This window comes from Chryseobacterium sp. JK1 (assembly GCF_050632815.1).
In the GTDB taxonomy this organism is placed as follows: domain Bacteria; phylum Bacteroidota; class Bacteroidia; order Flavobacteriales; family Weeksellaceae; genus Chryseobacterium.
Map to the genome: position 1 here is coordinate 346,650 of NZ_JBODRU010000002.1, position 12,819 is coordinate 359,468.

Sequence of the window (12,819 nt, forward strand, 5' to 3'; positions counted from 1 at the left end):
TATCCTGACGTATATTCAAAGACCCAATTGTAAGATTAATTGAATTGTTTAGGAAATAAAATATTATTTTTGTTTCAAATAGACACTATGATTAAGAAAAGACTGAAGCAGGCAGACCGACTTGTCAAAGACATTCTGGCTTTTGAAGCAATCAAGAAAAACAAACCTGAAGAAACTCCCAAAGCAGTGTTGGTTAGTATAAGAAATCATACTCTTTACCATCGCTTTTTTTATCTATTGCTTAAATTCTATAAGCTTGCCGGGTATAACGTTTACTACCCGATGGATTTTGCCACTTTCAGAAATATTCGAAATAAAGAGAGATACCTCGGAATGATCGTTCGGGAAGACAATTTTTTAATCGTTAATAAAAAATATAAGCCCGAAAACTATATCGAGTTAAAAGATGAAATGTTCAGCCCGGATTACTTTTCTGCTTATTTTGAGAATGGCAACCAAACGCGAAATACTTTTCATATCCCCATGAGCTTCCATCCCCTGATGTATCATTATGGAATATGGGACCGCCCGGTTGACATCCATAAAAAAAGAATAAATTCACTTTTCTGCTATGGTAATTTTGATTCTCAAGCATATCTTGAAATCAAGAGAACCGAATTTTCTGTAGTTCCCAGAACCGAACTTCTCAGTTATTTTAAAAGTAAGCCGGATTTTGTTGCTCTCCCCGGAAAGTCTGAGATGTTGAAAGCAATAGAAGAGAGGAGCCTGGAAGGGAAATATGCTTTTGCCATTAAAGAGAACTTTGAACTTCCCATGGAAGATGTGAGAGAAAGCTTATCTCATTTCAATTTTTATTTTTGCTGTCCCGGCGTTGTGATGCCTTTGTGTCATAATGTAATTGAAGCGATGTCGGTTGGTACAATTCCACTGATTCAAAAAGAATATGCAGAAGTAATGTACCCCAATCTTACTGATGGGGAGAATGCCATTATTTTTGATGATTTGACACACTTGGATTCTATATTAAACAGTCTTTTTGAAATTCCTGAATCTGAAGTCAGCAGAATGAGAGACAATGTACTGCAATACTTCCAGAATTATCTTACTCCGGATAGTATAATAGAACATTTAAATGAAAGCCTTAGAAAGAGAGATATGGTTTATTTGCAGGCTGAGCACCGAACGGTAAGGTTTGTTCGATAAGATGATTTTAGAACTTCATTAACAATATAAATTATCCCCTGAAGAGTTCTTCTTTTCAGGGGATATTTCTTTTCCAAATACATTCATAAAAAAAGACCAATCCTATGATTGGTCTTTTTGTTTATTTCTGTTATAAGTCCTTAGAAAGGATACTCATAAATTTCAGATTCGTGTAAGAATGGGTTTCCTGTAGGGATCAACTTCAGTTTAGACAGAGCTGAAAGTACAGTGAACATAAATAATCCGATAACGAATAATAAAGCTCCCAAGATTAGGATGAATACTTCCGGAGTGTTCCAGTAAGGTCCTACCGTTCCCGGCATTACCATATTGAAATAATCCAAAATGTGTCCTAAGATAACTACTACAGCCATTGTTGTAACAACTTTGTAGTTTCTCTTGATGCTGCTACTTACTAATACCAATAAAGGTAATAAGAAGTTTACGATCAACATAGGTAAGAATGTTGTACCATAGTGTTGGAATCTTCCAAAGAAGTAGTTAACCTCTTCCGGAACGTTCGCATACCAATAAAGCATGAACTGAGCGAACCATGTATATGTCCAAAGCATACTTGTAGCGAAAAGGAAAACTCCTAAATCATGCAAGTGGTTGTCATTGAACTGAGGAAGGAATCCGTTTTTCTTAAGGTATACACTTAGTAAGATGATTACAGCAATACCACTTGAAAGGCAGCTCACCATTGAATACCAGATATACATTGTAGAGTACCAGTGAGGGTCAATAGACATCAACCAGTCCCAAGCCCAAGCTGCAGAAGCAAATCCGAAGAAAGCAATATATCCTACTGCCCATCTGTAAAGGAATTGGTATTCTACTTTAGATTTTGTTTCGTCTACTTTTTTAGACTGAGCCTTAAGTTTCCAAGCGAAGAAAGAAGCACCTAGTACATAGATGAACGTTCTGATTGCATAGAAAGGAATATTCAGGAATCTTTTCTTTTCGAATAAGATCACATCGAAATGAGCAGAGTTAGGATCTGTCAAATCCGGATCCATCCAGTGGAAAAGGTGTCCTTGGTGGAAGATATTTAAAAGCATTAAGATGATCAAAATAGCTCCTCCGTATGGAATATAAGAAGCGATAGCTTCCATTACTCTTGTAATAATAATTGGCCAACCTGCATGTGCAGCGTGCTGAATACAATAGAAGAATAATACAGCACAACTTACTCCGAAGAAAAATACAGCTACAAAATGTATTGCCGCTAGAGGCTGATTGTGGATCTGTAGAGTAGCGTGCTCCAGGTGAGCAGCATGATCTTGAGGTCCTATCATTTCACTTGAGTGAGTAGGTGCATTATGACCGGAAGCATGAACAGCTTCCATCATTTGTTCAATCTTCTCAGTAGAGATTCCTTTGTTCATAAAGAAACCAATACCAAATAGCACTAAACCTGCAACAAGAAGTATTAAAGAAGTTGATTTTAATTTTGGTGAAAAACTATACATTTCTTTTCTTATTTTTTAGTTTCAGTAGTAGTTTCAGGTTTTGCTTCAGTAGTAGCTGCTGCCGCTGGTGCTGCTGCTCCTTTTTTGAAAGCGCTCATCACATACATTGCAACTCTCCATCTGTCACCAGCGTTTAGTTGTCCTGCATAAGATCCCATCGCGTTTCTACCGTTTGTTAATACATAATGAACAGATCCTACAGTAATTTCTCTGTCAGCATAGTTTGGCACTCCGGAGAATGCTCCACTCTGTACAATAGGTCCTTGTCCATCACCTCCTGTTCCGTGGCATGCCGCACAAGTATGATCGAACAATATTTTTCCTCTTTCAAGATCCTTAGCTGCATTAGCAGGGTTCAGAGGAGATACTGTAAGTTTTTTAGAAGCATCATACCCTGCGTTGTACTGGTCAACATTCTTAGGTAATAAGCTTTCTTCAAAAACACCGTCTTTATTTTGAGGAACGGATCCTTCTACTGGAGAAAGACCTGTTGCACCATTATTTTTAACAAAAGCAGGAATTTCATTTTCATGATCTGAATAAGCGTCCTGAGCTTTCATCAATGGATCATAAGCTACCGGAAAATACATGTCCGGGAAATATACCAAAGGAGTGTTCTCCTTTGGTCCGCAAGAGTTAAGTAAAACTGTTGTTAAACCTAAAACTGCTGTAATTTTTAATACATTCTTTTTCATTTTAAGCGTCTTTAACAGTTATTTCTTCAACTCCAGTTTCAATAAGCAACTGTTTTACAGATTCTACATCTTCAGTTACAAATTCCATCATGAATTTATCATCAGTAGTTCTTGGATCTGGGTTCTGAGCTGGAGCTCCTGGATACATTTTGTTTCTAACCAAGAAGGTTAAAGACATCATGTGAGCAGCGCAGAATACCATTAATTCGAACATAGGAACTACGAATGCCGGCATATTGTGTGCCCAGTCGAAAGCTGGTTTACCACCAATATTTTGAGGCCAGTCATGATTCATTACATACCAAGTTACAGTAGCACCAATAGTAACACCATAAAGAGCATATAAGAATGCGGCATCAGAAATTCTAGTTTTCTTTAACCCTAAAGCTTTGTCTAGTCCGTGAACCGGAAACGGAGTGTAAACCTCGTTTATTGCGATTCCTTTATCGTTGAATGCTTTAACGCCGTTCATTAAATCGTCGTCGTCAGCATAAAGTCCGTATACAATTTTAGTGGTGCTCATCTCCTTCTTTTGCTTTATAAGTTTCACCTGAGATTTTCAAAATCGATTTTAATTCAGCCTGTGCAATTACAGGGAACGTTCTTGCGTATAATAAGAATAATACAGAGAAGAATCCGATAGTTCCTAAGTATACACCCACATCAATGATCGTTGGCTTAAACATTGTCCAAGATCCTGGTAAGTAGTCTCTAGAAAGGTTGATAACGATGATATCAAAACGCTCAAACCACATACCGATGTTGATGATTAATGCAACAATGAATGTCCAGATAATGTTCGTTCTAAGTCTTTTGAACCAGAAAGAAGCAGGAACCACAAGGTTACAGATGATCAATGACCAGAATGCCCACCAGTAAGGTCCTACAGCAGCACCTGGAGAAAGATATGTAAAATCTTCAAATCTAGATCCAGAGTACCATCCGATGAAATATTCAGTTGCATAAGCTACTGTTACCATACCACCTGTAAGAACGATTACGATGTTCATAATTTCGATATGATACATTGTAATGTATTCTTCTAAGTGACAAACTTTTCTAGCGATTAGCAATAGTGTTTGTACCATCGCAAATCCTGAGAAGATTGCTCCTGCAACGAAGTAAGGAGGATAGATCGTAGAGTGCCATCCTTTAATTACTGAAGTCGCGAAGTCAAAAGATACGGTTGTGTGTACTGAGAATACAAGTGGAGTTGCTAACCCTGCAAGAACCAAAGAAAGTTCTTCGAATCTTTGCCAGTGTTTTGCTTTACCACCCCAACCGAATGCTAGGAATGTATAAATTTTCTTAGTCCAAGGAGTTTTAGCTCTATCTCTGATCATTGCAAAGTCAGGGATCAATCCCATGAACCAGAATACAGTTGATACTGAGAAATACGTAGAGATCGCAAATACGTCCCAAAGTAGGGGAGAGTTGAAGTTCCCCCAAAGAGAACCGAATTGGTTTGGTAAAGGGAATACCCAGTATCCAACCCAAACTCTACCCATGTGAATTACAGGGAAGATTGCTGCCTGTACAACCGCAAAGATCGTCATCGCCTCTGCAGATCTGTTTACAGACATTCTCCATCTCTGTCTAAATAATAATAATACTGCTGAGATTAGGGTCCCGGCGTGACCGATACCTACCCACCATACGAAGTTGGTAATATCCCAACCCCAGTTAATAGTTCTGTTAAGCCCCCATGCTCCAATACCTGTCCCGATTGTGTAAGCGATACAGCCGAATCCATAGAGGAATAGAACTAGTGCAGCATATAATGAGATCCACCATAATTTACCTGCTCTTTCTTCGATAGGTCGTGCAATATCTTCTGTGATATCGTGATAAGTTTTGTGACCAATAATTAGAGGTTCCCTTATCGGAGCTTCGTAATGTCCTGACATTTTTTACCTATTTATTATTTAAACTTTATTTTTCTACTCTGTTTCTTACTTTAGTATGATAGAACACGTTTGGTTTTGTTCCGATCTCCTCTAGTAAATAATATCTTCTGTTGCTAGAATATAAATCTCTAACTTCAGACTCTTTATCATTCATGTCTCCGAATGTCATTGCTCCCGTAGAACAAGCAGCCGCACAAGCACAAGAGTTTTTGAACTCTGCATCTGTTACTTTTCTGTTGTCTCTCTTAGCTGCTAAAATAGTAGCTTGAGTTTCTTGGATACACATTGAACATTTCTCCATTACCCCTCTAGTTCTTACAACTACATCTGGGTTAAGTACCATTCTTCCTAAATCGTTGTTCATGTTGAAATCGAACTTGTCATTTAGGTTATAAGTAAACCAGTTGAAACGTCTTACTTTGTACGGACAGTTGTTTGCACAATATCTAGTACCGATACATCTGTTGTAAGCCATATGGTTTTGACCTTGCTTACCGTGTGAAGTAGCCGCTACCGGACATACAGTTTCACAAGGAGCGTGGTTACAGTGCTGACACATTACTGGCTGGAAGATTACGTCTGGATTCTCAGCAGGATTGTTTAATGCTCCTTCACCACCGAATGCAGTTCCGTACAATTCAGGAACAGCCATTCCTTCTTTTAATCCTTCGTAAACTTCTACTTTTTGAGTTGAAGAGTAGTAACGGTCAATTCTTAACCAATACATATCTCTAGACATTCTTACCTCTTCTTTACCTACTACAGGTACGTTGTTTTCTGCCTGGCAAGCGATTACACAAGCACCACAACCTGTACAAGAGTTCAAGTCGATAGATAAGTTGAAGTGAGGTCCATCTGTATCATCAAATGCATCCCAAAGGTCAATTTTTCTTGCTGGAAGAGCTCCACTGATTGTGTGGTATTCCAAAGGCTTGTTCCATCCTTTGTGCTCATCATCAAAAGCTACTCCAATGAAATCTGCCAAAGGAACTTCCTTAGCGATTTCGTAACGACCCATCAATGTATTTTGAAGCTGGATACCTGCGAATTCGTGATCTTCTCCTGTTTTTTCAATTTTAACACCTGAAACAACAAGGTTAGAACCGTCAAATAGAGGATAAGCATTTACTCCCGTATCAGCAGTTGCCCCAGAATTTTTCTTACCATAACCAAGCGCAAGACCTACAGATCCTTCTGCCTGACCAGGTTGAATAAATACCGGAACATCTTTTATTGTTACTCCGTTTACAGTAAGGTTTACAATAGAACCATCCAACTGCATTCTCGCGTTAAGATCGTTGTCGATTGCAAATTTCTCTGCATCTTTAGGAGAAATTGTTAAGTAGTTATCCCAAGACATTCTTGTTAATGGATCTGGTAATTCCTGCAACCAAGGGTTGTTTGCCTGAGTACCGTCTCCCATAGAAGTCTTAGTATATAATACCAATTCTAATTCTGAAGCTTTGAAGTTTCCTAATTCAGCAATTGCCTGTGCAGCATTTCCTCCTGCATAAGATAAAGCTGTTGCATTATTGGAGGTATTGATACCATTATATAACGCTTTGTTGAAAGAAGTCGCTCCTAAGATAGAACCTGCACTAGATTTTAAATAATCGTAGTAATTGTTAGCCGCATTATTTTTACCATTTTTCCAAACCAATAAAGACTCTTCAATCTGTCTTGATTTGTAGATCTTCTGGATCGTAGGCTGCATTAATGAATATACTCCAGTCTGTGGTTCGATATCTCCCCAAGACTCTAGCCAGTTAGCTACCGGAATTACAGCTTTCGCTGCTTTGTACATTTCGTTTTTCTTATCTGCTACAGCAACTACGTAAGGAACTTTAGTTAAAGACTTTTTGAAATCTTCTCCTTTTGGATGAGAGTAGATAGGGTCTACATTGTTGGTGATTAATACGCCAACCTGACCTGCGTTTACCCATCCTAAGAATTCCTGGTATCTTGCTTTATCAAATTCTTTTAAGAAGTTCGCTTTACCTGTGAAAGCAACTGAATTTAATTTTTGGTTGATTAAGTGTGCTAAAACCTGTGCTCCTTTGGAACCGTCAGCTAAAACAACAGCTTTGCTTCCTTTCGCTCTAAGTTCGTTAGCAATTTCAGTAGCAGTTTTATCAGTAGTACCACCACCTACGATTGCATTGTAAACTTCAACTAAAGTTTTGTTTACTGCACTTGGCTTTAATCTGTATCTTGAGTCAGCATTCGCACCGGTTAATGACATGTTAGATTCCACTTGGATGTGTCTCAACATGTTTGGACCTGGCTTTCTCGCTGCTGCGTAAGAAGTTTCTAAACTTGATGCATTATAGTCTCCTAAGAAATCAGCCTGGAAAGCAACTACCAATTCAGAACCTTTAAGGTCGTATACCGGTAATGCTCTTTGTCCGAATACTTCCTGAGCTGCATCTAGAGACGCAGAGTAAGGGAAAGCATCATAAGTTACTAATTCTGCTGTAGGATATTTAGCTTTGAATTCTGCAAATAGCTTTTTGAAAGTTGGTGAAGCAAAAGAGTGTGATAAAAGAACAATCTTTTTGCCTGACGCTTTAGCTTCCTCAAGACCTTTAAGAACAAAACTGTCTACTTTGTCGAAAGTTTCATCTTTTCCGTCTAATTTCGGTTGTTTTACTTTATCATTATCATAAAGAGAAAGTACACTTGCCTGAGCTCTTGCATTTGTTTTTCCTAAATCACCTGCTGCTGGGTTTGGATCAATTTTGATTGGTCTACCTTCACGGGTTTTTACTAAAACGCTAGCGAAATCGAAACCGTCAAAATATGTTGAAGCGTAATAATTAGGAACTCCTGGAATAATATCGTGTGGCTTTACCACATAAGGAATCGTTTTAATTACCGGAGCTTCACAAGCAGCAAGAGTTACCGCTGCTGTAGAGAATCCTAGTAATTTTAAGAAATCTCTTCTTGAAGTACTGGAACCATTCTGTTCAGCATCTCCAAGGAAATCTTCTACCGGAATTTCTTCCTGGAACTCTTTAAGAGCCAGCTTTCCATTTAAAGCTGGGTCTTTAAGTTCATGAATACTTCTGAATTGTATTTTGTTTGAAGCCATTTATACTTCTAATTTTTTAGTTATTAATAATGACATTTACCACACTCAAGACCTCCAATTGCATCTACAGTGATCTTACCTCCATCTTGTGGATATTGTTTTTTCAACTTGTCGTGTAGATTTTTGAAGTACTCTTTATTATAACCGTTGTTCATATCGATCTCAGTCGTTCTGTGACACTCGATACACCATCCCATCGTAAAGTCATTAGCCATTTGAACAACGTTCATTGTATCAATTTTTCCGTGGCAAGCTTTACATACAACATCAATTTTGTTGTTAGGATTCTTTTTGTTGAAAGAATTGATGATCGCTTGTTCACCAGCAATTACGTGCTGAGAGTGATTGAAGTAAACGAAGTCTGGCATGTTGTGGATTCTTGTCCATTCAACCGGTTGTGTTTTTCCTGTGTACTGTTGTTTAGCAGGATCCCAACCTGTTGCTGCGTAGATCTTCTGGATTTCTCCGTCATAGAATGCCTTGTCTTTTCCTGGCTCCATGTAGTGATCTTTGTTGTATTCAGAAATTGTTCTGTGACAGTTCATACAAACGTTCATAGAAGGAATTTCAGATACTTTTCCGTATTTAGCACTAGAGTGACATAACTGACAGTCAATTTTCTGTTCTCCAGCGTGGATTTTGTGAGAGAAGTAGATAGGCTGCTCAGGCTTATAACCTTTGTAAACACCGATCCACATTAACCAGTTCCATACTCCATATGCTGCCAGAATAGCTAAGATAGCCAGTAAAGCTTTACCTACATAGTGGAACTTCTCATACATTTCCCTGAACGAACGAACTCTGGTCTCGTTAAGACCTGCCAGTTCTTCAGATTGGCCTAATGTCACTAATTGTCTTAGTTTAATTAAGATCCAAACTAATAAACCTGCAATCGCTAAAAGTGAAATGATTACAACGTTTGTAGTAGTTTTGTCTGCAGGAGCTGCCGCAGCTGCGTCAGTTGCAGGAGTAGCTTCCGGTTTTTTCTCTTCCGGAGCCGGAGGATTAGTAGTGAAAGCTAAAATGTCGTCAATATCCTTATCTGTAAGATTTGGAAAGACCTGCATTTCAGTCTTGTTAAACTTTTCAAAAATCTCATTGGCGTATTTGTCCCCAGAAGCCCTAAGAGCTTTATTGTCTTTGATCCACTTGTGAAGCCAATCTTTGTCTACACCACCTTCTGTCTTTACTCGTTCTACAACCCCTTTTAATGGAGGTCCAACAACTTGTTTGTCCAGCGCGTGACATGCAGTACAATTCGCTTTGAAAAGTTTCTCTCCGTTTTTAGGATCGCCGTCTTGCCCGTAAAATGAAGCACTGGTTGATAGCAATAAACCTATTGCGATCAACGTTTTTTTATAATGCTTTCTCCAACTAATCATTTAAATTATCTTATGTTAGTAAATTATTGAACATTCAATCAATTCCGCAAAAATAATATTTTTAACAGGAATTTAACGGTATATCGAAAAGGGAAAATATCATTTACGTTTAATTTGTATTGATTCTAAATAACTAGTTTGGTATAGTTTTTTAATTTGTATAAATTTGCGCAAACAAGTTTAAATGAGAAATTTGATTAAAATATTTTCGATATTATCATTATTTACTTTTTATAGTATTGATGCACAGCAGGTTGTTAAAAAAGATACTCTTTCAGGGACAGAGCTTGTCATGACCATGGATTCCAAAATAAATGCTGCTTTGGAAGGAATTGAAGGAAAGTGTTCTAAAGTTGTTACTAATAATTCCTCTAAAGATATCAATAGTATTGATAGTGGAATTTCTACTGGAACAATTACAAAACCGAACAAAATCTTTGTTCCCAACAGAGAGCTTACGAACGCTGAAATTTGTAAAAAAAATCCAAGAATTTTAGGATTTAAAATTCAAATTACAACGGTAAAAAGTAACGAAGAAGCGAACGAGGTGAAGTCGTATTTCAGAAAAAGATTTCCTAATCTGAAGGTAGAAACAGATGCTTCTTTGCGACCTAATTATAAGATTTTGGCAGGAAGTTATTTCACTAAGCAAAGTGCGGCAAGCGATATTGCAAAGATCAGAGAATACTTTAAATCTGCAACTACTGTACAGTATAGAATTTTCTGTGCAGAAGCTAAGTAATAGAAGTTTTTTACATAAAATAAAAAGAAAAGCGGAGAAATTTCTCCGCTTTTTTATTGGTAATAAGTTTCCAAAAACCAGAAGAATTCTGACATCCGGAATATATTGTTGCAAAGTAGATAAAATGTTAATAATGTGAAAGATAATGTTAAAACAAATAGAATTTTTGGGGATGATCTGTAAGCATAAAAAAGCCATCCGATTATAATGGGATAAATGAAAACAAAGTGTCCGCCGTATATGTAAGAAGTGTGGAGTCCAAATCTCATTATGCAATGAATGATAACGTCAATGAAAAATGAAATCATGATGACCTGTACCCATTTGTTTTTAAAATTTTTAAGATAACTCCAACTTATGAGGAAGAGTAGTCCTGCTACAAAAATGTAAGAAAGGGGTGATGAATAAACAACCATATACAGGCCTTTGAAATCAAAACCTTTCATATTGTGTTTGTCGGATATCACAAATCCGGGAAAGAGAATATTTCCTCCAAAAAAGAAAGAAGTGATCATGTCCCAAGTAGGCATCGATTCTACATTGGAAAATTTTTCATACTGTTGGTTGGTTTTGGAGAATATATTTTGGTATTTGAAATCAATTCTGTTCAAGTAAAGAAGAACAAAACAGGCTGCGGCCAAAGTTACTCTTAATGCTGCGTTTCCTAGTTTCTTCCAGCTTGTAAAAAGACCTTTTTCAAAGAGTATGGGAATAAAAACTTTAATAAAATTGGTAATGGTGAGCCCCCCGATACTTACCGCAGCGAAAGACAATGCAAGTGCTGGTGTTTTCTTCTCTTCTCTAAGTTTTATAGCGGCATAATGATTATAAAGACTGAGAAGGAAAAGAGTGTAAGTGAAATTTTCCGGGGTAAAAGACAGAATGATGTTGGTTGAAAAGAGGCCGAAAAACAAAATAATCAGAAGGCTTAGTTTCAACGGCAGCCGGATAATATTTTTCAGATATTTAAAAACCTGCAGGATATTGAGGGTAATGACAATATTGCTTAGCCATGCAAGAGTAAGCCTAAAATTAGCATCCATTTTTCCACCTGAAACCAACAATGAAAACTCCCTGATCCAGTTGAAAAAATAATAGGATAGGGGATGTCTTTCAAAACTTCCTCCGGTCATCAGGATCGATTTGTTGTCAAAACTGAAGTAAGCATCCCAGGGAATTCTGCTGTCGAATATAATCCTGTAATGGATGGCTATATACGATCCCAATATCCCATAGCAGATGATGAAGCACATAAAGACTGCCAATTCAGTATAAGATGAAGGAAAAATCAACCTTAAAAAATGAATGAATTTAGTTTTGATAAAAGACACGTTTGGAATTTTTTGCAAAAGTAAAATAAAAAACCACCAAAGCTGGTGGTTTTTATGAAGATTATATAACAGGTGTTATTGCTTGATTACTTTTTCCGTTGTAGATGTTCCGTCAGCGAAGTCTACTTTCAGAAGATATGTTCCTTTTGGTAAAGACGAAATGTCTGCCTTTTCAGAGTTACTGGTATTGATCGTTTTCCCAGACATGTCAACAATAGAGGTTGATTTTACTTTCTTATCTGTTTTGATATTAATCTCACCTTTAGTTGGATTAGGATAAAGACTTACGGCTGATTTTGTTTTTGCAACCTCGTTCGTAGAAAGAGTTGCAGCTGTAGTAATTTTTACATCATCCAACATAAACAGATATTGATCAGACGACATATACTGGAAACCAATTTTTACAGTTTGTCCTGCATATGCATCAAGATTCAGGGTTACCTGTTGCCATGCTTCATAAGGGGCAATTCTTGCAGTAGCTCCCGAAATGATGGTGAAGTTGGCAGCAGATGTCGGGGTACCGCTTCCTGTATAAACTCCTACTTTATAACTTTCTGTAAAGCCTGGAGATAGGGCTTTTACCCAAAATGTTAAGGTGTTGGAAGAGGCACCAAGTGTTACCGCAGGGCTAATCAGCCAGTCGTTATTTGCTGTTACTAATGCACTGGGAACACCTGCCCATGAAGCTGCAAATTTTTGTCCTCCGTGAGGCGTAAAGTTTCTTATCTCATCATCTGTAGCAATTACCGTTAGATTGTTAACAACATTAGAAGCAGAAGGAGTGAAGATTTGGAATGCCATTGGAGTACCTGCATTAAGCCAGTTAGCGGTCCAAGAGTTGGATGTTACTCCGCCAACTGTTGGGCCTCCACCTGTGTAGGTGTTCAAGCCATCTAAATCAAGTGTCTGCCAGCTTCCGATTCCTGTTTTAATGAAATTGGAATACGTTTCAAAGCCCTCATCGAGCAATACTGTTTGGGAGTGCGCAATTGTTCCCAATAATAATCCTAAAGACAGTATAATTTTTTTCATGTT

The 12,819-nt window shown here is 37.6% G+C and carries 10 protein-coding genes; 2 read left to right on the forward strand and 8 right to left on the reverse strand.

Annotation, left to right across the window (positions count from 1 at the left end):
* The first annotated feature begins 87 nt into the window (after positions 1-87).
* The gene (locus tag ACQ76T_RS14615) at positions 88-1,164 is read left to right on the forward strand and encodes a hypothetical protein (RefSeq protein WP_431344035.1); all 1,077 of its coding nucleotides are present in this window, start codon (positions 88-90) and stop codon (positions 1,162-1,164) included.
* Positions 1,165-1,304: 140 nt separating this feature from the next.
* On the opposite strand, the gene ACQ76T_RS14620 is transcribed toward ACQ76T_RS14615, so the two are convergent.
* From ACQ76T_RS14620 to ACQ76T_RS14645, 6 genes are read right to left on the reverse strand one after another with little or no spacing between them, the layout of a single operon-like run.
* Positions 1,305-2,636 (reverse strand): quinol:cytochrome C oxidoreductase, encoded by a 1,332-nt coding sequence (locus ACQ76T_RS14620; RefSeq protein ID WP_103247875.1) that lies wholly within the window; start codon positions 2,634-2,636, stop codon positions 1,305-1,307.
* Positions 2,637-2,644: 8 nt separating this feature from the next.
* On the reverse strand, positions 2,645-3,331 hold the full coding sequence (locus ACQ76T_RS14625) for a c-type cytochrome (RefSeq protein WP_431344036.1): 687 nt from the start codon (positions 3,329-3,331) through the stop codon (positions 2,645-2,647).
* 1 nt (position 3,332) lies between these two features.
* Entirely contained in the window at positions 3,333-3,854 is a 522-nt protein-coding gene (locus ACQ76T_RS14630) for a DUF3341 domain-containing protein (RefSeq protein ID WP_047376185.1), read from the reverse strand.
* Positions 3,841-5,238: an NrfD/PsrC family molybdoenzyme membrane anchor subunit gene (gene nrfD / locus ACQ76T_RS14635; protein ID WP_047380200.1), complete on the reverse strand. Its 1,398-nt coding sequence runs from the start codon at positions 5,236-5,238 to the stop codon at positions 3,841-3,843. Before nrfD ends, ACQ76T_RS14630 begins: the two co-directional genes overlap by 14 nt.
* Positions 5,239-5,263: 25 nt before the next feature.
* On the reverse strand, positions 5,264-8,329 hold the full coding sequence (locus ACQ76T_RS14640; protein ID WP_431344037.1) for a TAT-variant-translocated molybdopterin oxidoreductase: 3,066 nt from the start codon (positions 8,327-8,329) through the stop codon (positions 5,264-5,266).
* 23 nt (positions 8,330-8,352) lie between these two features.
* The gene (locus ACQ76T_RS14645) at positions 8,353-9,711 is read right to left on the reverse strand and encodes a c-type cytochrome (RefSeq protein WP_431344038.1); all 1,359 of its coding nucleotides are present in this window, start codon (positions 9,709-9,711) and stop codon (positions 8,353-8,355) included.
* Between the two features lie 184 nt (positions 9,712-9,895).
* On the opposite strand from ACQ76T_RS14645, the gene ACQ76T_RS14650 reads away from it, so the two are divergent.
* Positions 9,896-10,453, forward strand: coding sequence for an SPOR domain-containing protein (locus ACQ76T_RS14650; protein ID WP_431344039.1), 558 nt, complete (start codon positions 9,896-9,898; stop codon positions 10,451-10,453).
* A 53-nt stretch (positions 10,454-10,506) separates the two neighbouring features.
* On the opposite strand, the gene ACQ76T_RS14655 is transcribed toward ACQ76T_RS14650, so the two are convergent.
* Together ACQ76T_RS14655 and ACQ76T_RS14660 are read right to left on the reverse strand one after the other, a co-directional pair.
* Positions 10,507-11,784: a DUF6080 domain-containing protein gene (locus ACQ76T_RS14655; RefSeq protein ID WP_431344040.1), complete on the reverse strand. Its 1,278-nt coding sequence runs from the start codon at positions 11,782-11,784 to the stop codon at positions 10,507-10,509.
* Between the two features lie 75 nt (positions 11,785-11,859).
* A complete protein-coding gene (locus ACQ76T_RS14660; RefSeq protein ID WP_431344041.1) occupies positions 11,860-12,816 on the reverse strand; it encodes a choice-of-anchor J domain-containing protein in 957 nt (318 codons plus the stop codon).
* Positions 12,817-12,819 lie beyond the last annotated feature (3 nt).